Raw genomic sequence first — 21,494 nt, 5'->3', positions numbered from 1 at the left:
TGGCGGAATTCACTCATCTCGGACACCTCGTAATTTGGATAGGTCTATTATCTAACTCCCCAATTCGTTGTGTCCACTACTAAGTCTAAATTCAAAATAATCGACTATCTCGAGCGAAATCGGCGCCGGCAGGGGTGAGATAGTCGAAATAATCGGCTATCACGAGCGAAATCGGCGCCCGCGGAGGTTAGATAGTCGAAATAATCGACTATCTCGAGCGCAATCGGTGCCGGCGGGAGTGAGATAGTCGAAATAATCGACTATCTCGAGTGAAATCGGCGCCGGCAGGGGTGAGATAGTCGAAATAATCGACTATCACGAGCGAAATCGGCGCCGGCAGGGGTGAGATAGTCGAAATAATCGACTATCACGAGCGAAATCGGCGCCGGCAGGGGTGAGATAGTCGAAATAATCGACTATCTCGAGTGAAATCGGCGCCGGCAGGGGTGAGATAGTCGAAATAATCGACTATCGGCGCCGGCAGGGGTGAGATAGTCGAAATAATCGACTATCTCGAGCGCAATCGGCGCCTACGGGAGTGAGATAGTCGAAATAATCGACTATCTCGAGCGAAATCGGCGCCCACGGAAGTGAGATAGTCGAAATAAGCAAGAAGAGGATTCCCGCCACATATATGGCTTAGGGAATCCTCTTTGCTGTTCGTCAGTTACTACGTTCTACGCCTGCTTATGCCTCGCGATCAAGCTCCTTGCGAACGATCGGCGCGACCTTTGTGCCGAGAAGCTCGATCGTGCGCAGCAATTCATGATGCGGCAGGGTGCTGACGTCCGCATGCAGAAGGAAGCGCGTTATGCCGAGGTTCTTGTGGAGCAGTATGATCTTCTCCGCAACATACTCGGGATCGCCGACGTACAGCGCACCGCGAAGGCTGCGAGCGGCATCGAACGTGTCACGCGTGTAGGGCGCCCAGCCACGCTCACGGCCAATTGTGTTCATCATGGCAGCCGTTGCTGGGTAGAACAAGTCGGCAGCTTTTTCACTTGTATCCGAGATGAAGCCATGAGAATGCGTCGCGATCTGCAGCTTGCTCACGTCGTGTCCCGCCTTTGCCGCAGATTCTCTATACAGATTGACCAGCGATGCGAACCTCTCCGGCATGCCGCCAATGATTGCAAAGACGACGGGTAAGCCTAGCATCCCAGCGCGAATTGCGGAATCCGGATTGCCGCCGGTTCCAATCCAAACGGGTAACGGTTCTTGTACAGCTCGCGGATATACGCCTAAGTTGTTGATCCCAGGGCGATGACCGCCTTTCCAGTTTACTTTCTCCGATTCGCGGATCGCGAGCAGAAGCTCCAATTTTTCCTCAAATAAGCTATCATAATGGTTCAAGTCGTACCCGAATAGAGGGAATGATTCGATAAACGATCCTCGGCCCGCCATAATTTCTGCACGTCCGTTGGATAATCCGTCAAGGGTCGAGAAAGCCTGATACACACGGACAGGATCATCCGAAGATAGCACAGTCACGGCGCTCGAGAGCCGGATTCGTTTGGTCGTGGAAGCAGCTGCTGCTAGAATAACCGCTGGCGCTGAGCTCGCATAATCTGCTCGATGATGTTCGCCAATAGCATAGACGTCCAGGCCAACTTGATCTGCTAGATTAATCTCCTCTACTGCTTGTCGGAGCCTTTCGGCGTGCGTGATGCCATTAGCTCTTGGAGCAGCTTCGAGAAATGTGCTTATTCCTATTTCAATAGATGAAGTTGAATGATTGGACATAACAAATCGCTCCTTTCAGGTTATTTTAATTATACTATAATATTTATTGTAACTCAACAAAAGTAAGCTAATTACGAAGTGGAATGTTTTCATTCTCAGCTTAACGAATCGGTGATTATTCAAATGTAAGATCGCCTCAGTTACGACGGATTAAGGAATGGCTTGACGACTGTACATCAAGCTAGATCAGATTTGTCCAGATCACTTATCGGATTCCTACATGGTAGTACTAGAAAAGCAAGTGCTATACTACCGATAAGTATTGGCAACTTTGAGGGAAGTGAGCGTAATTTTGCATGGAAACCTGGAAACGCAATTTATACATGCTATGGGTAGGGAATTTTTTCTGCACGGCAGGCTTTAGTATGATCGTTCCGTTTTTACCTTTATATGTACAGGAACTAGGTATTCATGATGAGAAGCAAGCTGCGTTGTGGTCTGCAATGATTTTCGGTATTAATCACGTAATGGTTGCATTAGTCGCTCCGTTCTGGGGTAAAATTTCGGACAAATATGGAAAGAAGTTAACGATGATTCGCTCGGGCATAGGTCTTACAATCGTTATTGTATGTATGGGACTTATTCACACACCCGTTCAGCTACTTCTGCTACGTGCCGTTTTCGGAATAATGGCTGGTTTCTCAACATCTTCAGTAGCTCTAATCGCAATAGAAACGCCGAAGAATGAGGTTGGACGAGCTCTAGGAACGTTGCAAACGGGGCAAGTAACAGGGCAATTACTAGGTCCATTGCTTGGTGGCTTGATGGCTGTATGGGTCGGTATGCGTAATTCTTTCTTTCTTACTGGACTGTTTATTTTGATTGCTACTTTATTGGCACTATTTGGTGTGAAGGAGACACGATCATACGAAAAATTCCGCTTCAGTAGACTGTCTTTACAAATGAAGATAAATCTGAAGAGGGAAAAGAAACAGGCGAACAAAATCATCCTATTTGAAATCGTGAAGCAATCACCGGTTGTTCTCATCATGTTTTTGTCTACGTTTTTGATTTCAACGAGCTTTCAGAGTATCAGTCCGATCATATCCCTTTATGTAAAAAGCATGCATATCCAGCATCATGTTGAACTTATTGCCGGTTGTATTTTCGCTTCCAGCGCATTAGGAACCGTACTATCTGCTCCTTATTTTGGGAAATTAGGTGATCGGTACGGTCATTTAACCATACTGCTAGGCTGTTTATTACTAATTTCACTGTTGTATATTCCCCAGGCGAATATTTCAAACCCCTGGTTACTGATGCTTATCCGATTTTTTACTGGATTATGTGTCGGTGGATTAATACCGTCGATTAGTTCTATGCTTCGACAGTTGATGCCTTCCAATATTCAAGGTAGTGTGTTTGCATACAATGCAAGTTCAAATTCCTTGGGAAACGTGTCTGGTGCTTTATTCGGTGGGGTGGTTGCAAGTAACTTTGGCATCCCGATTGTGTTTTACAGCATCGCCAGCTTGTACGTCATCCATTTTCTATTTCTTATTTTACAATACCGTAGGATCGAAAAAGCATTAACCAAGACACAAAATGATGTGTGAAATTTTTGGTTCGATATCAATTTCACATGTCGATTATGTCGCTGAGTAGGTTGTCGTTGGCCAACCGCTTAACGATATATAACAAAGAAGGACTGCCTCGATCAAGGCAGTCCTTCTTTTTATTCATGCAGTGTCGTTCTATCCAAGTATAACCGAATTTTAAAATAGGCTATCAGGCACGTAATAAATTTTCTGCGTATTCTTTTTATTAACAGGATCTGTCACGATAACAAAATAAACGTTGTTGTTTTTTGTTTGCACACCTTCGATTTCATGAGTGCCTACATTTGTAATCGAAACAAGGGTTTGGTATGTGCCTGAGTTTGACATCTTAGCGATTTGCGGCGTTTGACCTTCTGCACCGCCAGACGTGTAAATTTCCGTATTGGCGAGCATATCAGCACCCTGGAAAGAATCATTTGGTCTGACGATCGCTGTACCCGACTGTGTAAAACTGGAAACACAAGCGCTTACTGCAGCAGCACTATCCATTCGTACTTGTTCATTGTTATCAAGCAACTGGTTCAATGCAACCGTGTCATATATGGACCACGTTACTGTTCCTTCTAGCGTTTGGACACGGAAGACAGTGTGAGTGCTGTTGCCGCCAGCATCAACACGGTAGGTTTGACCTAAACTTGTGCCGTTTGTATTGGCGTAATTCATATAGGTGAAGCGATGTAGATCGGTATAATCATATGTCGTGCCTGCTGCGTATTGAAGTCTTGCTACCTGAAGAGACCAGTTATAAGCAGAAGTATCAGGGTCTGCCTTCGAACTGAAATAGAAGTAATTGATTCCGTTGTAAGTGTACATATCAAGGGTTTGGCAATGCCCCGCATTCGTGACGGTCATTTCATCAACGTACGTTGCGTCACTTCCACTGATGAGCAATCTTGAAAGATAGCATGTTCCCCCAGACCGCTGAGTTACATAAACATAAGTTGAAGCGATATAGGCTTTCTGAACAGCCACGTTGTGATTAAGTCCTTTGAGATTATAAGCAAGTGTAGCTGATGCGTTTAAAGTATTTTGAGGCGTTGCAGCAAACACGGGTCCTACATACATGGCCGAAATAAGTATGGAGAGAACGACAGAGAGGAGTAATCTTAAACGAATATTTATTTGAAACATACGGATACCTCCTTTGTTGTATGAACCTTTTCCACTTTATTCAATGCGACAGGCAACATAACCTTAAGTCGTAAAAGTTACCACCTCCTTGACAGAGCCCCATTAACAAAAATAAAAACCCGAACAATAAGATATGCTCGCAAGCGAGCGAATCAAATTGTTCGGGTTTTCTCAAGGACTCCAACCGTCACTTTTAGAATTCAGTAAATAATGTAATGGTAAGCGCTTTCAATGCGTTTACAAATTAATCCTATCAGGTTGCTTCTAGAAAGTCAACGAGTCATTGTGAACGGGTTTGCCATCACAATCTAAATTTGGAATCGTTAACTTTCAATTTTAGAAGTCTGTCTGTATTTTGCATACCCAATCGGTATATTAAAGGCTAGTAGTTTCGATTTTGATGACGCTGTTCACGTTTTGATGGGTATTCAGACGTGAAGGAATCGTAACATAATGAAGGTATAGCCCTCTTGTCGAGGCGATCGAAGGTTTTCATTATTGAAACACGAGGGGGCAAGCGTATGGCTAGAATCTGTATTGTTGATGATGAGCCTATCATTGGAGTTGGCCTTAAGACGCTTATTAAGGAATATAAACGGTTTAATGAGATCGATACGTTTACAGACGGCGTGTCTGCATTATCGAACATCATGGCGAACCCGCCTGACGTTGTGTTGACTGATATCCGAATGCCTAGGATGGACGGTCTAGAGCTATGCCGACAAATTCAACAGTTAAAGCTCTCCACGAAAGTCGTGGTGTTATCTGGATACGGGGATTTTGCCTATGCACAGAAATGTATGTCATACGGTGTACAGGAATATTTACTGAAACCAATTACAGAGATCGAGCTATTTCCAGTTTTGGATAAAATGCTTGCCATGCGGGAAGCTGCGCTTATTTCCTTCACCCACTTTGAACGATGGATCGATCAATTAGAGGAAGCGATTTGGATCATGGACAAAGTTCGCGTGGATGGACTCCTTCAGGAGGGCAAGCGGGAGTTGTTCGATGTGGATACGGAGCTCCAACAACACCTGCGTGTATCCGACGCCGTCAGACTGCTTCACAAAAAGCTGAACGCTAGAGGGGCTTACAGGATTGAGGTGAAGCCGTTTGTGGAGGAGAATACGGTCCTCGGGACGATTACATACGATAGATTTCAGGACGAAATCAAAAGCTGGATTCAGCGACTGAGCGAGTATCGCAATCATGAGCGAATCGATGTGTTGGAGGCAGCGATTCAGTACATTGATGAGCACCTGTTCGAAGATGAGCTTTCACTGGAAAAAGTTGCAGGGAAACTAGGGCTAACGCCGACCTATTTCAGCCATTATTTTAAGAAACATACGAACGAAACCTTCGTACAACATCGGATGCGCAAACGAATTGATAAAGCCAAACAGCTGCTCGCCGTACCACACTACAAAATTATCGACATTGTAGCCGAAGTTGGTTACGAAAGCTACCCGCACTTTACTAGAGTTTTTAAAAGGGCAACTGGATATTCCCCAACCGAATATCGCGGAATGCTCGGGATCAAATAATGAATAGCAGATTGGTACGGAAGGTGTACATTTACTTCGTCATCATTATCACGTTAGCCTTAGTGACGGTGGGGGTCACGGGCTATTGGCGGTCATCCAACGTATTAGAGAATCAGTATGAAGGCTTGTTGACTCAAATCGTTGATAACGTTTTACATGAAACTGATTTATTTCTGAAAAGCTATGAGTGGGCTACGGTGTCCATTCTGATCTCGCCAGTTGTGAAAGAAGCTCTGGATCTTCCATCCAATTCCACTTCTGGGTTTTATACTTCTGAATTGGCGATGAAGGGGGTCTTTCAACCTGTGCTCATCAATAATCCGGAAATATCAATGACGTACATCGCTGGTTATAACGGGTTCAAAGCAACGGATTTCAATGTCCACATTGTCCCTTTTAATTACAAAGGGTTTGAAGAATACGTGGAACAGATGAAGGAAGACGATACGATAAACGGGAAGTTGACGATCCAGGATTCTGGATTTCTGGACGGTCACCTCACACTCATTCGCAAGTTGGCGGATCGAACTTCATCAACCTTCTTCAAAGGTATTATGGGCTTTGAACTGAAGATAGGGGAGTTAAACACACTCTGGAAGGGCATCAAACTCGGGAACTCGGGGTATTTTTTTATCGTCAACGATCGTGGGAAAATACTGTACCATCCGGATCCGAGCCGAGTTGGGAAGCAACTTAATGGTAGGCATTTCAATACGGTTGAGGCGAAAACTGACCAAGTATTTGAATTGCCCGATGAACCAGGTCGCGTTTACTTTAGTCGAAAGTCCGACTATTCCGGATGGACGCTGGTGGCAAGCATGTCGTTGTCTGAACAGCGCCAGCCGATTTCAGACTTGCGACAAACTACGCTAATTGTCGGTATTGCTACCTTAATTCTAGCCTTATTTCTAGCGTATCGTTTCGGTCAATCGATTGTTCGTCCAGTTAGACTCCTGGAGAGTGGCATGCGCCAGACGGCGAAAGGTCAATGGACCCGAGTCCCTCTCACCGGAAGCCTGGATGAAATGGATCAGCTTATTATCAGCTACAATACGATGGTCAGCCGGCTGGAAGAGCTTGTTGAGCGCGTTTACGAGACCGAGCTGCGCAATCAGGACAATTTAATGAAAAGGCAGCAGGCCGAATTTCAATCGCTGCAATTACAGATTAACCCGCACTTCTTGTACAATACATTGGAAATTATCATATGCTACGCCGTCATCCAGAAATCAAGCGAAATCAAAGACATCGTTCGTTCTCTGTCGTATATGTTGCGTTATTCCATACGCACGGATTTGGAGGAAATTACAGTAGCGAATGAACTTAAACACATTCTGTATTTCATGTCGATTATGAAATATCGCAACCAGCGCGAATTCGAAATTGATGTTCGGATCAATACGGATTATTTGCTGGACAGCATGGTTCGATTGACCCTGCAGCCCTTGGTTGAGAATGTATTTAAACATGCATTTCCCAATGGAATCGAGGATACGCACACAATTATTATTGACGCATGGAAGGATGAAGCGGATTTCTATGTCGTCGTAGAAGATAATGGCTGCGGCATCGATGCGGATTCCCTTCTACAATTAAACTCACGACTTCTGATCGGCCGACCAGAGAAGTTGGTTGATACACAAGCTACATCCGAAGGCAGCATCGGGCTGCTCAATGTGCATAATCGGATTCAGATGGTGTACGGACAACAGTATGGACTTTCTGTACAAAGTGAGCAGGGAAGAGGCACGAAAGTTACGATTCACATGCCGTCTTCCAGTGCAAAAAAAGTCATAGTGGTATAAATGAACACAATGCTAGGTATACCTAACTTTTTGTATGCTATGTACAGAAGTACATTACACATACCGAGTCATGGTCATCGAAATAGGGAGGGATTTATGGAACTATCGGATAGCAAGAGTAACACATTGTCAACAGTTGACGTTAAAAAGGAAAATTACTTTTTCAAGCTAAAGAAAAATGCGTCCAATCATTGGCAGCTCTATCTGCTTATGCTTCTGCCAATTATTTATTTGATCATTTTCAAGTACGTTCCGATGTATGGCGCTTTGATTGCGTTCAAAAATTATCTTCCAACAAAAGGCGTATGGGGCAGCGAATGGGTGGGGCTGAAGCATTTCGATCGCTTTTTCCATTCCTATGAATTTGTTCGGATTATGAAAAACACGGTCTTGCTCAGCATCTATAGTTTATTTGCAGGGTTTCCGTTCCCGATTATCTTGGCGCTTTCTCTGAACTACGTTAATTCTCGTTTCTTTAAAAAATCTGTTCAAATGATCACCTATGCGCCGCATTTTATTTCCGTAGTGGTTATGGTAGGTATCATTCTGCAAATGATGGATCCTCGAGTAGGCCTGGTTCAGAAAATTATGACATATTTCGGACTACCAACTATTAATTTCATGGGCATACCCGAATGGTTTTCACATGTATTTGTCTGGTCCGGTATTTGGCAGAACGTTGGATTTTCCTGCATCATTTACTTGGCAGCGCTTGCAGCTGTTGATCCTTCACTCCATGAGGCTGCTGTTGTAGATGGCGCTAATAAAGTGCGGCGGATGTGGCATGTCGATTTACCGGGTATTATGCCGGTTGCGGTCATTCTGCTCATCATGAACACTGGTCATGTGTTGGACATCGGCTTCGAAAAGGTGCTGCTGTTGCAGAATCCGCTGAATATGAGTTCATCTGAGGTCATCGATACTTTTGTCTACAAAGTCGGTTTGGCATCAACCGCAATCAATTATTCCTATTCGTCCGCCATTGGGTTATTTAAATCAGTCATTAATTTAATCCTGCTGGTGCTCGTCAATCGGATAGCTAGACAGTTAGGACAAACCAGTTTGTGGTAAGGGAGGCGCATCAATGACGGGAAGCATTAAAGAGAGTGCAGATGACAGGCTTTTTACAATACTGAATTACATCATCCTATTCATTTTTACCATTACGATTTTATATCCGCTGATTTACATTGTCAGTGCTTCTTTCAGCTCGTCCACCGCGGTTATTTCTGGAAAAGTTTGGCTGTATCCGGTTGAGCCGACGCTTGCGGGATATGAAGCAGTATTCAAGCATCGCTTGATTATGTCGAGCTTCTTGAATTCTGTATTTTATACCGTCGTAGGAACGACGATCAATGTGCTGTTTACACTCATTGCGGCTTATCCGCTATCTAGAAAAGATTTTATGCCACGTAATGCCGTTATGGCGTTGTTCGTATTCACCATGATGTTTTCAGGGGGATTGATCCCGTCATATCTCGTTGTGAAAGAACTCGGTATGATCGACACAAGGTGGTCTTTACTTATTCCGGGAGCACTTGGTGTTATGAATATGATCATTGCCCGCACGTATTTTCAAACGACCATTCCCGAAGAATTGCTTGAAGCATCTCAAATGGATGGCTGTAGTGATTTTACGTTTGTACGGAAGATCGTACTTCCTTTGTCTGGTCCTATCATAGCTGTGATTTCCTTATTCTACGCAGTAGGACATTGGAATCAATATTTTAGCGCTTTGCTCTATTTGAAACATCAGGAGTTGTACCCAATTCAATTGGTGTTAAGGGATATTTTGGTGCAAAACGAGGTCGATGCGTCGATGATAACTGACATTGCCGATCAAGCGGCAAGAGATGGTCTCCGGGAATTGTTGAAGTTTTCCCTTATCGTCGTGTCTACGCTTCCCGTGCTCATCATCTATCCATTCATACAAAGGCATTTTGTCAAAGGCATGATGATTGGCTCACTAAAAGGCTAAAGGGAGGTTATTACATGAAAAGAGGGTTAAAAGCATTAGTAGCAATCACGGCGTCGTCACTAGTACTCCTAAGCGCATGTTCAGACAGCGGAACGAAGGAAGCTGCTCAACAAACAGAAGCGATTATCGATGATCAAGTAACACCAGCTGGCCAATTCCCGATCACGAAAGAAAAGACGACGCTCAAAGTGATGGTCAAAGGCTCCAGCATTGTCGAAAACTTCGCAACAAATGAGTTCACCAAATGGTTGGAAGAGAAAACGAACATTCATATTGATTGGGAAATCGCTCCGGAAAAAACATATGCTGAGAAGCTAAACGTTTCACTCGCAAGTGGTGATTACCCAGATGTGTTGCTTAACATGAATGTATCACCAGTTCAGCAATCGATTTATGGGAAGGATGGCGTCTTTATTCCGCTGAATCCCTATATCGACAAATATGGTGTTGAAATGAAAAAGATGTACGAACAGGTAACCTATGTCAAAGATCTGATAACGATGCCTGATGGTAAAATTTATTCAGTCCCGCAGGTGAATGATTGTTACCATTGCTCGCTTGGTCAGAAAATGTGGATTTATAAACCATGGCTTGATAAGCTTGGATTAAAAATGCCAGAAACGACAGAAGAGTTTTATCAAGTGCTCAAAGCTTTTAAAGAAAAAGATCCCAACGGAAACGGCAAAGCAGACGAGATCCCGCTTGTTGGTGCGACGAATGGACCATCTTCAACGTTAGATCTATTCCTACCCAGTGCTTTTATCGAGAAGGATTTCAACCTGCGCTTTGTGAAGGATGGGAAGGTTCAACTTGCCTTTAATCAACCGGAGTGGAAAGAAGCTTTGAAGTATATGAATAAAATGTTTGCTGAAGGATTAATCTCTCCGCAAACGTTTACCCAAGATAGAAACCAGCTGAAACAGATGGGGATGAATCCAGAGATTCCAATTCTGGGAGCTATTGCATCACAAAATCAAACGGTATTTGTCGAAGTTGATAACGCGAGATTCAAAGATTATGTCTCCGTACCTCCGCTCAAAGGGCCGACAGGGATACGTTCTACAGCCTATAATCCTTATGCTGTTTCTGCGGGTCAATACGTTGTTACGAATAAAGCAAAGAATCCTGCTGCCGCATTCCGTATGGCTGATTTGCTGCTTTCGGAAGAGGCGACACTGCGCAGTACGCAAGGCCGTCCAGATCAGGAGTGGGTGCGTCCGGCACAAGGCGAGCTTGGTGTTAACGGAAAGCAAGCGATATGGAAACCGATCGCCACGTTTGGCAAACTGCAAAACATTCACTGGGCGCAGGCAGGTCCTTCGCTGCGAACAAACGAGTTACGATTAAGTGTGGCAGCGGATCCGAAAAATTCGCTTGAACTTATTTTGTATAATGAAACTAAAAAGTACGAACCGTTTGGAACTAATCCAAGCAAAATTGTACCACCATTGTTCTTTACCAACGAACAGGCTGAGGAGCTTTCTACGCTAGAGAAGACATTGACAGATTACAGAACTGAATTTTTCGCTAAAACAGTTACAGGCTCACTGGATGTTGAGAAGGAATGGAACAATTACCTGAGCACGTTGGACAAAATGAACATTAAACGCTATTTGGAAATTTATCAACAAGCCTATGACCAATTTAAAGCCAAGAAATAGATGACATCCAGATCATACTGTATGATGTCGTATAGGAGTGAGTGTTTAACATGGAAGAGAAAATTATTAAGAAGTATGTAGCTGAACGACCTCATGTCGTATTTCTTATAGCAGACGATCATCGTGGTGAAGCTATCGGAGCTTTCGGCACTGAAGCCGTGCAGACACCAGTGCTGGATTCACTAGTTGCCAGCGGAACAGCAAATCGGAATACGCATATATTCGGTGCTCTAACCGGAGCAGTTTGCGCGCCGAGCAGAGCATGCGTCCATACCGGAATTCCGCTCTTCCGGGCAACGATCGGCAAGGATATGACGAATCGGGAACATTCGAGCGTTATTCGCTCGGATGTTCGACTTATGGCAGAGACGATGCGCGATGCCGGTTACCACACGCATGCGGTCGGCAAATGGCATAACGATAAGGCAAGCCTCACCCGAAGTTTCGAAGGTGGAGATAAGCTGCATTTTCACGGGATGAGCGATCATACCCAGGTTCCTGTGTTTGATTATGACGCGACTGGGGTGTATCCGAAAGAAAAGGAATATGTGGAACATATGTTCTCGACAGAGCTATTTACCAATGCGGCCGTCAACTTTATCGAGGATTATCAGGAGAATCGGCCTTTTTTCCTATATGTCGCTTATACAGCACCGCATGATCCTCGAACCGCTCCTGAGCCTTATGCAAGTCAGTACGACAAGTCAGATATAACGCTGCCTCCGAACTTTGTGCAAGAACATCCATTCGATACAGGGGATATGGTCGTGCGCGACGAGAAGCTTGCGGGGTGGCCGAGGGAAAAGGATGAAATTCGACAGCATATGGCCGATTATTACGGGATGATAAGCCACATGGACGCACAAATTGGCAGGGTCATCGCAGCGTTGAAAGAGAAGGGCATCTATGACAATACACTCATCGTGTATACGGCGGACCATGGTTTGGCGGTTGGACAACACGGATTGATGGGCAAACAAAACCTTTACGAACATAGCGTGCGCATTCCACTTATTTTCCGTGGGCCAGGTGTGCCAGAAGGTAAGCAGCTCCGTGCACTGGCCAGTAATATCGATATTTTCCCGACGGTTGCCGGGTTATGCGATGTCGACTTGCCTGAGGAAACTGAAGGGTTATCACTGCATCCCATTATGTACGGAGATAGCGATGGCGTTCGTGGTACTGTTGCCTCCGTTTATCGAGATCTCCAGCGCATGGTAACGGACGGCCAGTGGAAGCTGATCCGATATTATCGATCGCCAATTACGAACACAGGGACGGAACGTATCCAGTTATTTGATCTGCTTAATGATCCATGGGAAACCAATGATTTGTCAGGGGATCCTTCACAGGTTGAGAATATCGAGCGGCTTGCTTCTGAATTAGTTTCATGGATGCAGGCTAGCGGTGATATTTTACAAGATAAGCCCGTAATTCCTGTTGGTGTGTAAACGGAAAGGTGAATGACAGCATGCAAACTATTGAAATCAATTCAGCGTGGTTTCAGGGTGCCGTTTCCATAGAAACGAATGAAACCGGCTTCCGACCATGGCGTTTACCTCACGATCAGCTCAACTTATTTGCATCTAAAGTAGTGGAGAGGGCAGGGGAAACAGCGGGTATACGACTAGCTTTTCTAACCGACTCCACGTCGGTCGAGCTGCAGGTCACAAGATCAGAGCAAGATAGACAATTTGATATCGTTATTGAAGATGAATGGATCGCTACCGAGACTCTCCTTGCAGGTGATGAGCATTGTTTATTTACAAACTTACCAGGTAGTATGAAACGGGTTGAAATTTATTTCACGCAAAATGCTGCCGTCAATGTGAAGACATTAAAGGTCGATGTTGGGGCATCGGCAGTGCCTGTGCCATACAATCAACCTCGTTGGATTACTTACGGCAGCTCCATAACTCAATGCAACACAGCGGAGAGTCCCTCTCAAACGTGGCCGGCAATCGTTGCGCGTCACAAAGGTTGGGACCTCACCTGTATGGGGTTTGCTGGACAATGTCATGTGGAACCCTTGGTTGCTCGCGTCATTCGTGACCTTCCAGCAGACATCATCTCCTTGTGTCTCGGCATTAATGTGATGGGGGGGAATACGTTAAATATCCGAACGTTCCGTTCTGCCATCCTTGGCATGGTAGCGATCATTCGGGAAAAGCACCCCTTCACACCGCTCTATTTATTCTCGCCGATATATTGTCCCCACAGGGAAACTGACGAGAACGAAGTAGGGATGAACTTGGTTATTATGAGGAAAGAGATCCTAGAAGCGGCGAATATCCTTACTTCTTACGGGGATTCAAATCTTACATATATTGACGGCTTGGATATCATGGGCGAAGCCTTTATTGACTTCCTTCCTGACCAGTTACATCCGAATGCAGAAGGCTACAAAATTATGGCTAATCATGTACTTGGTAAATTAAGCGATAGGAGTCATGAAAATGGTTAGAAAAATGACAGTTCCTCCCATGCAGTTAGTGGATTATGATGGTGAGGGTACGCAGTTGTGCGCTGTTGTGGAGAAGATTGGGAATATCACGTTACAAAGAGCGCTAATTCCCGAGCCTGCCGATGGGGAAGTGCGGGTTAAGGTGAAATGGGTTGGCATTTGCGGCAGTGATGTCGAAGTATTTCGCGGTGCTCGTGAACCAGAATTTGTCACGTATCCAACACGGCTTGGCCATGAAGTAGCAGGTGTTATTGATAAAATAGGACCCAATGTCATCGGACTCAAGGTAGGAGATCCTGTTGCACTACGCTATATTTGGGGGGCCTTTGCTGAGTATGTTTGCTGTACGCCTTTTTCCGTAAAAGTCCTGCCACAGACGCTTCCACTCATTGAAGGATCGCTAATTGAAGTGCTCCCGGGCATTATTCATGCGGCAGAGCTTGGTGATATTTCCCCACATAAAAATGTGTTGATCACCGGACAAGGCGTTAGTGGCCTTGTGATGACGCAGGTAGTTAGCTTATACAGTCCTCGGAACCTGGTGGTAACGGATTTGTTCGATGAGAAGCTGGAGCTAGCCCGTAAGTATGGGGCAACCCATACATATAAGCTTCCATCAGCGGATGCGAGTACGATGGACATTGTGGGCAAAGACTTCCCAGATGGTTTCGATGTCGTTATTCCTTGCTTACTCGAAGGGGATGGAATGGTTGATGCAATCGATGCTGCATCCCAGAATGGGCGCATCATCATGTACGGTTGTATTGGGACTTGCCATAAGCCGGTCGATTTCTTTAAAGTACACAAGAAGCGGCTCGATATCTTTTCAACGGAACCAAAGCGGGATATCGATAATCGCCATTATTTCGATAGAGGCCTGCAGCTAGTGCTGGATGGATTAGTCAATACAGAGGAAATGATTACTCATGTGGTCCACTTAAGTAACATTGCCGAAGCGTTTAAATTGCGCAATGAACATAAAGGTGACACGATCCATGTCATGATCGATTGTGAAACGAATGTACCTCAGTGAGAAAATTACGCATAATCGATTCAAAAGACTGCCGACAATGGCAGTCTTTTCTCATTGAACGGGCAGTTGATCGCTACGTGAGATTGAAACTTTTACAGTGTAAAAACGTATTAAGTTGTAAAAATTTTCACGAGTAGGTCTATTGTTGAACTGTGAATCTTGAATCAAATCAACAACTAGGAGAGGATGGTAATGATTCCAGATTGGAAACAAGCAGAGGAAGCATTGAGGAATGTTGAGATTGTTGGTTATGAGAATAATAAGCCAGTTTCCGTCATCAGGTCTTCAGAAGATTTACGTTGTATCGGCGTTGGTACAGATGCAGCTGTCTTTTATTGCTCGTACACGCCTGATTATGCATATAAAGTTTATTCTGATAAAGCATTAGAGAAAAAGGACGTAGAAGCAGGTATATACGAACGATTAACAGAATCACAGTATTTCCCCCGATGTTATGGAACCGGACCTAATTATTTGGTATTAAGTTACGAAAAAGGTGTTACCTTATTCGATTGTCTTCTGCAAGGCATTACCGTTCCGATGCAAGCGATCAAAGACATTGAGGAAGCCCGCGAGTTTGTCCGAAGTCAGGGACTGAACCCAAGGGACAATCATCTTAAAAACGTTCTGTTGCACGAGGGGCGAGGAAAAGTTCTTGATGTATCGGAGTATATCAAGGAAGGTAGCGACAATCGATGGGAACACTTAGTGTGGGCATACACTCATTTTTATCATCTTATTAACGATGTACAAGTGCCTTTGTGGATCTTGGATACCATAACGAACTGGTATAACCGCATCGATACGGCAAATTTTCGGATAGAAGACTTCTCTAAACGAGTGAGTCGGATTTTTCTGGGGGAACGCAAATAACTTGTGGTAAAACAAGTAAAAAGTGGATACGCTAACAGTAAACGCAGAATTTCTAAATCCTTGAATGTTCTTTATGTATCTAATGAGAGAGTATGCTAAAATATGGATAGGCACTTCATACTCTGCGTATCCAAGCACTCAGAGATTTCCAAAATTTAAATTCGGGAGGTAATAATATGGATGATTATTTTTTGGTTAAGGACGGCCGAATTGTACGCTGGGACGGGCTAACACTTGGGGGAACCAAAATCCGAGCCGATGAGCTAGTAGAGTCTTTTGGACGTAAAGCTCTTGAGGAAATCGAACGATTTGGATTTTACACGATTAAGAAACCTTAACCAATTTCCGAATTACCAATATCTCAATCAAAGCCGCGTGCAACGCGGCTTTTTATTATGACACAAGATGACATATTAGACGTCTATACTAGGTAGTAGATCAACGAAAGACGAGAGGAGCAACAACTTTTGAAACGAAAAATAATTTTAGATTTAGCCGTTACTTTAGATGGTTTCATTGAAGGGAAAAATGGGGAAGTTGATTGGTGCATCATGGATCCTGATATGGGATTTGTAGATTTCTTACACCAAATTGATACGATATTATATGGCCGGAATAGCTATGATTTATGGGGAGAATTCACACCAGAACTGGAACATGCGGATAGTGATAAAGAAATATGGAGCTTAGTTCACAGTAAAGAAAAATATGTGTTTTCTAGAACACAAAAAGGTACTGATCATAAGGCCATCTACATCAATACTAATATTCTTGAAGAAGTAACGACATTAAAGAATAAACCTGGTAAAGATATTTGGCTATATGGTGGAGCGAGTCTGATAACTACTTTTATTAATTTAGGACTTGTTGATGAGTTTAGATTGTCTGTTCATCCCGTTATTTTGGGAGAAGGTAAGCCGTTGTTTATGGATATTAAACAGAGGTTGAATTTAAAAATCGTGAAGACAAGAACGTTTTCCTCCGGGGTTGTGCAACTGATTTATCAGTGGGGTGGGAAATAAGCTAAAAGAGGCTGCCGCGTGGTAGCCTTTTTAGTTTCGCATTAAAGATAGACGAGCCTACAAAGTAGATGGGGAATATAGCAAAAATTCATACTTTGCATCAAATCCATTATCTGGTAGTGTTATGGAATTGGATGTTAAAAATACGTTCCGATATGAATGCTATATGGTGAAAAACCATAAAAAGTATGTAGTCATGAAGGAGACTAATCTTGGAAAAACTAAAATCTCTGAATTACCCAGGAAAGATTTATCTTATTATTGTCCTGTGTGTTGCTACTTTGATTAGTTTGATAAGTGTGTATAACATTCAAACTCCATCAGGAAATAGACCGTATTTATTTATTTTTTGGGATACATTTCTGGCATGGGTACCTGTTGGAATTGCCCTAATTTTAGATCTATTATTTAGTTATACTCGTAAGAAAATCCGTGCATTTCTAATCATATTTGTTGGTGCTTCTTGGTTATTCTTCTTTCCCAATGCTCCATACCTCGTGACAGATTTACTTCATGTATTCGTGCGGTACAGCTTTGATCCAACTAAGCGATTTTGGACGGATATCGTGTTTTGGCAGCATTTATTTACTATATTTACTATTGCAATGCTAGGGCTATTATTGGGATCATATTCGCTTTTCTCCGTACAGAATTTGTTGAGAATTTCATTTGGTGTTATGGTTAGTTGGATTTTTGCAATTCTCGTTCTCCTACTAAGTAGTTTTGGAATATACATTGGCAGATTCATTCGATGGAATAGTTGGGACGTTATAACGCGACCAGGTTACATTCTGAAAGAATTAGTTATCTTGCTAACGGATACAAGTAAGCTTCATCATATTTTCTCTTTTTGTAAATTCATGTTTATGGTTCTGATCATTAGTTATGTCTTGTTCTATATCATAACTAAAGTTAGGAAGTAGTAGATAAACTAATCCTGATCTATACGATATAATATAACCCAGATACATACCAATAAAGAACAAACCGGAGGTTCTACGTTTCATGATGGGTAAACCTAGCCGATCCACTTTTCGAACGCGATTGGAAGAGATGATTGCATCCCTGCGTCATAACATCGTAACCGGTAAACTGCAGCCCGGTGACTACTTGCCATCCGAATTAACGCTTGCTGAGCAGTATAACCTGAGTAAAAACTCGATACGCAAAGGTTTGAATCAATTACTCGCTCAAGAAATGATTGAAAAAGTGCCACGAGTCGGCACACGCGTAGTAGGGGCTGGGTTATACGAAAAGCTGACGTTAAAGTTCGGGTATTACCCAACCCTTGCGATGGAAGCCAATCTTTTACAGCTAGTCGATACGTTTAAACAACACAATCCGCATATTGAAATTCACATGATTCCACTTTCGAATTCATATTTCTCACAGAATATGCAAGAGGTGATGGAGAGAGATGCGCTAGATGTGCTTACGCTAAACTTGCAGAACTACGAGGTGTTTACAGATACGGGAACCGTAGAGGAAATATTGGAACCGCTTCAAGCCAAAGAAGGCGTTTATAGTTTTCTACTGAGGCCATTTACGAGCGCTGGTAGTCTGTATGTGCAGCCATTCACGTTTTCGCCGATTATATTGTGCTACAACAAAGATCATTTTAGAGAAGCCAATCTGCCTGAGCCGGACAGCAGCTGGAGTTGGGATGATGTACAGCGCACAGCGAGTGTCTTGTCGCAAAAAAATGAAAGGTTCGGACTTTTTTTTCATTTGCAATCCATCAATCGATGGCCGCTCTTCCTACTGCAAAATAAGGTCGTTTTTGAACGAGATGAACACGGTAAGCTCATACTGGACAACGAACCATTTCGGGAATCGATGCGATTAAGCCTGCAATTGTTTGAGGGATTAAATCCGGAAAGTTCCTACTTGTCCGAACAGGATTCTGATTGCGAAATGTACTTTATGCAGCAAAAAGCTTCCATGATTGTCACGAGTTATTACAGTCTTAATCATTTGCGTAAAGCTGGGTTTGATTACGACATCGCGCCGCTTCCTTATTCCGAAGAAGCAAGAACGCAATTGGTTATGATCGGACTTGCGCTCAACAAGAACAGCAATCATAAACAAGCGGCACAAGCGCTAATTAATTTTCTTTTATCGGACGAAACACAGCTTCATATACGCAGGAATACGCTTAGCCTCCCGAGTGCTAAAGCATTCGCAGAATGGAGTGGGCGAGAGGAGATGACTCGTCCTAGCAGGTTTATGATGTATCGGGACATCATCCCGACATTCCGCCTCTATTCAGACATGAATGTCACCTTCCGAGAGTTGGAAACGATGAGGCGCATATTCAAGCTATACTGGGCGAGACTTGATGATTTTGAAACCGTTTTTCAACGGTTGAAAGATGCACTGCAGGTAGACGAATTAGGATAAAATAAATAAGGGTAGGGGATCATGGGGTCCGCTACCCTTTTGACATTAAAATAAAATAACGACCGTTGGGTCTGTGACCGTGTTAGCGATGATTTCCTTCCGCATTCCTCCAGTAATTGCGCTTAGGGTATACGTCCCAGCTAACAATTCTTTACTGGCTTCGCCGCTGGTTGTTGCTCCAAAAGTTCGCCAGCTTCCCCCGTAATACGAGAGAGTACCGTCCAGCGGATTACCTTATGCATCTCTTAATTGTGCGGTAACACGTATAGTTTGGAAAGAAACGGTGGGATCTGCCCCCACATGCTGCACCTTCTGGTTCAAAGTACCTTCATAATTCATTGAGAAGGTATACGTAGTTGCCAGTAGTTCTTTGCCGGCTTCACCTGCGCTATTCGTCACACCTAAGGACTTCCAGCTTCCCACGTAATAACTGATACTTCCGCCGCTTAGCGGGTTGCCAAGGCTATTCTTCAAGGTTACCTTAACAGGAACTGTGTGGAATACAAGCAGGGGATCTGTTCCAACATTTTGAACTTTCTCATTGATTGCTCCATCATAGGTAATTGCAAATGTATAAGAGCCGGCCAACAATTCTTTGTTAGCTGCACCAGCGCTAATTGAGCCGAACGTCCGCCAACCGCCGCCATAATAGGATACGGTTCCTTCTCCGTGTGGGAGACCTTGACTATTCGTAAACTGAACATTGACGTTAACAGTCTGAAACGTAATGTTGGGGTTTGTGCCTGTGTTTTGTGTCAACTCATTGCGCGTGCCTTCATAAATAATGGCGAAGGTATAGTTTTTGTTTATTAAGGGCTTGCTGATGGAACCAGAAGTGTCGGTGACGCCAAATTCTTTCCAGCCACCGTCATAATAACTGACGACGCCACCGCTAAGCGGTTGACCTGTGCTATCGTCGGATCCAGCGGCTATCCATCCAAGTTCGTGGTCTACGATGCGCGAACAGGCGAACTCGTGGATGACCAAAATCTTGAACAAATAGAAGCCGTCTGGGGGATGACGGTTGCGTCAGATCAATCCGTTTATTTCGGAACGGCCAACAAGAGGGCTCTTTATCGCTATGTGCCAGGGACGGTTAGCATGTCCGGTGGTGCCAAAATCATCACAGGTAGTTCCTTGTTGAAAACGACATTGGATTCTAGCATGAACGTCATTTGGGATGTGACAGCGGGGAGCAGTGGGAATGTTTACGGGGGTACAGCCACAGATGGCAAAGCATTCCGTTACAATCCGACGAGTGGTGTTACCGTTTTAAACAGTAACCAAGCAATTGTCAGCGGTTTGGCCCATGTTAGATCAATCGCCTATGCGAGTGATACAGAAGTATTCATGGGGATGGGACCGACTTCTAATGCCACAATCATTCGATTTGATCCAACAACTGGCACACAATCCACGATATCTCCCAGCGGCTATGGGAGTACGTATGTCCTGGGGCTCGATTACATTCCAAATGGGACGGATTCGAAGCTGTTCGCCAAATTGTCGAGCGAGCCTCTGATCGTCATCAATTCTGCAACCGGCGGTGTCGATGCATCGCTTGGCAATGTGGATTCGATCGGCGTATCGAGGAAACATCCTACGGATGATAAGGTGTACTATACCAAAGGAACTCATTTGTACGTCTACGATATGTCTGCGAAGACACAATCGGACCTTGGTGATGTAGGAGGGAAAGCAGCAGGTTATACCTTTCTAACTGACGCTGGCAATACGTATCTGTATGGGGCACTTTCCTCGGGTAAAATTCTGAAATACAAGCTTGCAGCAACCCCAACAATTGACTCTTCCACATCATTTACTATTCCAGATTCGCCGACGAAGATCCGCTCACTCGTGAAGGGGCCGGGCAATCGCATTTATACAAGCGGCTATCTGCGTGGAGGATTAAGCGTTTATCAGCCGGACACGGGACTGTTAACACGGAATAGAGGCGCGGGTCAGGCAGAGAACATGACGACGATTGGCACTAATCTATATCTCGGCATCTACCCTGGTGCATGGATAAAAAAATACGACACAAATTCATCGTGGAATGATATCACGAATCCGTCACTTCTTTTTCAGGATATTGCGGGCTCGCCTAATTTCCAGGACCGACCCTTCGGTATGTTGGCCGATACGGCATTGAATCGACTTTATGTGGGTACTGTCGCGAGCTCTGGTAAACTAAGCGGCTCCTTCACGGTGTACGACTTGTCGACTTCTACGAGAATCACGACCGTGCCCGACATCGTTGAAGATTAAAGTATTATAG

General features: G+C 44.1%; 18 protein-coding genes. 15 read left to right on the top strand and 3 right to left on the bottom strand.

Annotated features, from left to right (window positions below; genetic code table 11):
• Window positions 1-687: 687 nt before the first annotated feature.
• Entirely contained in the window at window positions 688-1,743 is a 1,056-nt protein-coding gene (locus ASG89_RS16935; protein ID WP_057311880.1) for an LLM class flavin-dependent oxidoreductase, read from the bottom strand.
• Window positions 1,744-2,039: 296 nt separating this feature from the next.
• Here ASG89_RS16935 and ASG89_RS16930 point away from each other — a divergent pair, with 296 nt between their 5' ends.
• Window positions 2,040-3,299: an MFS transporter gene (locus ASG89_RS16930; RefSeq protein WP_057311879.1), complete on the top strand. Its 1,260-nt coding sequence runs from the start codon at window positions 2,040-2,042 to the stop codon at window positions 3,297-3,299.
• 159 nt (window positions 3,300-3,458) lie between these two features.
• Here the strand turns inward: ASG89_RS16930 and ASG89_RS16925 are convergent, their stop codons facing one another.
• A complete protein-coding gene (locus tag ASG89_RS16925) occupies window positions 3,459-4,433 on the bottom strand; it encodes a helveticin J family class III bacteriocin (RefSeq protein WP_057311878.1) in 975 nt (324 codons plus the stop codon).
• A gap of 521 nt (window positions 4,434-4,954) precedes the next feature.
• On the opposite strand from ASG89_RS16925, the gene ASG89_RS16920 reads away from it, so the two are divergent.
• The 13 genes from ASG89_RS16920 to ASG89_RS16865 all read left to right on the top strand — a co-directional run bounded on the left by ASG89_RS16920 (window position 4,955) and on the right by ASG89_RS16865 (window position 19,216).
• Complete coding sequence (locus ASG89_RS16920; protein ID WP_057311877.1) at window positions 4,955-5,980, top strand: response regulator transcription factor; 1,026 nt, start codon at window positions 4,955-4,957, stop codon at window positions 5,978-5,980.
• A complete protein-coding gene (locus ASG89_RS16915) occupies window positions 5,980-7,785 on the top strand; it encodes a sensor histidine kinase (protein ID WP_057311876.1) in 1,806 nt (601 codons plus the stop codon). Before ASG89_RS16920 ends, ASG89_RS16915 begins: the two co-directional genes overlap by 1 nt.
• A gap of 96 nt (window positions 7,786-7,881) precedes the next feature.
• The gene (locus ASG89_RS16910) at window positions 7,882-8,856 is read left to right on the top strand and encodes an ABC transporter permease (protein WP_082593338.1); all 975 of its coding nucleotides are present in this window, start codon (window positions 7,882-7,884) and stop codon (window positions 8,854-8,856) included.
• A gap of 13 nt (window positions 8,857-8,869) precedes the next feature.
• Entirely contained in the window at window positions 8,870-9,763 is an 894-nt protein-coding gene (locus tag ASG89_RS16905; RefSeq protein ID WP_057311875.1) for a carbohydrate ABC transporter permease, read from the top strand.
• A 14-nt stretch (window positions 9,764-9,777) separates the two neighbouring features.
• On the top strand, window positions 9,778-11,424 hold the full coding sequence (locus tag ASG89_RS16900; RefSeq protein ID WP_057311874.1) for an ABC transporter substrate-binding protein: 1,647 nt from the start codon (window positions 9,778-9,780) through the stop codon (window positions 11,422-11,424).
• Between the two features lie 50 nt (window positions 11,425-11,474).
• Window positions 11,475-12,875: a sulfatase-like hydrolase/transferase gene (locus ASG89_RS16895; RefSeq protein ID WP_082593336.1), complete on the top strand. Its 1,401-nt coding sequence runs from the start codon at window positions 11,475-11,477 to the stop codon at window positions 12,873-12,875.
• Between the two features lie 20 nt (window positions 12,876-12,895).
• Window positions 12,896-13,888, top strand: coding sequence for an SGNH/GDSL hydrolase family protein (locus ASG89_RS16890; RefSeq protein WP_057311873.1), 993 nt, complete (start codon window positions 12,896-12,898; stop codon window positions 13,886-13,888).
• Window positions 13,881-14,921 carry a zinc-dependent alcohol dehydrogenase gene (locus tag ASG89_RS16885; RefSeq protein WP_057311872.1) on the top strand — a complete coding sequence of 347 codons (1,041 nt, stop codon included), beginning with the start codon at window positions 13,881-13,883 and terminating at the stop codon, window positions 14,919-14,921. The genes ASG89_RS16890 and ASG89_RS16885 overlap by 8 nt, the downstream gene beginning before the upstream one ends.
• 192 nt (window positions 14,922-15,113) lie before the next feature.
• Window positions 15,114-15,794, top strand: a complete 681-nt coding sequence (locus ASG89_RS16880) for a hypothetical protein (protein ID WP_057311871.1) — start codon at window positions 15,114-15,116, stop codon at window positions 15,792-15,794.
• A gap of 176 nt (window positions 15,795-15,970) precedes the next feature.
• Entirely contained in the window at window positions 15,971-16,132 is a 162-nt protein-coding gene (locus ASG89_RS36460) for a hypothetical protein (RefSeq protein WP_157276688.1), read from the top strand.
• Window positions 16,133-16,261: 129 nt separating this feature from the next.
• Window positions 16,262-16,816 carry a dihydrofolate reductase family protein gene (locus ASG89_RS16875; RefSeq protein WP_057311870.1) on the top strand — a complete coding sequence of 185 codons (555 nt, stop codon included), beginning with the start codon at window positions 16,262-16,264 and terminating at the stop codon, window positions 16,814-16,816.
• Window positions 16,817-17,115: 299 nt separating this feature from the next.
• On the top strand, window positions 17,116-17,739 hold the full coding sequence (locus ASG89_RS38670) for a DUF1361 domain-containing protein (protein ID WP_414813274.1): 624 nt from the start codon (window positions 17,116-17,118) through the stop codon (window positions 17,737-17,739).
• Window positions 17,740-17,821: 82 nt separating this feature from the next.
• A complete protein-coding gene (locus ASG89_RS16865) occupies window positions 17,822-19,216 on the top strand; it encodes an extracellular solute-binding protein (RefSeq protein WP_057311868.1) in 1,395 nt (464 codons plus the stop codon).
• 234 nt (window positions 19,217-19,450) lie between these two features.
• Here ASG89_RS16865 and ASG89_RS16860 read toward each other — a convergent pair whose 3' ends face one another.
• Window positions 19,451-20,215, bottom strand: a complete 765-nt coding sequence (locus ASG89_RS16860) for a hypothetical protein (protein WP_057311867.1) — start codon at window positions 20,213-20,215, stop codon at window positions 19,451-19,453.
• On the opposite strand from ASG89_RS16860, the gene ASG89_RS16855 reads away from it, so the two are divergent.
• Window positions 20,192-21,484, top strand: coding sequence for a hypothetical protein (locus ASG89_RS16855; protein WP_157276687.1), 1,293 nt, complete (start codon window positions 20,192-20,194; stop codon window positions 21,482-21,484). The two genes, ASG89_RS16860 and ASG89_RS16855, sit on opposite strands and share 24 nt — an antisense overlap.
• Window positions 21,485-21,494 lie beyond the last annotated feature (10 nt).

The organism is Paenibacillus sp. Soil766, from assembly GCF_001428105.1.
Classification (GTDB): Bacteria; Bacillota; Bacilli; order Paenibacillales; family NBRC-103111; genus Paenibacillus_E.
The sequence above is the reverse complement of the archived record's forward strand: the minus strand, read 5'-3'. Positions and strand labels throughout refer to the sequence as shown.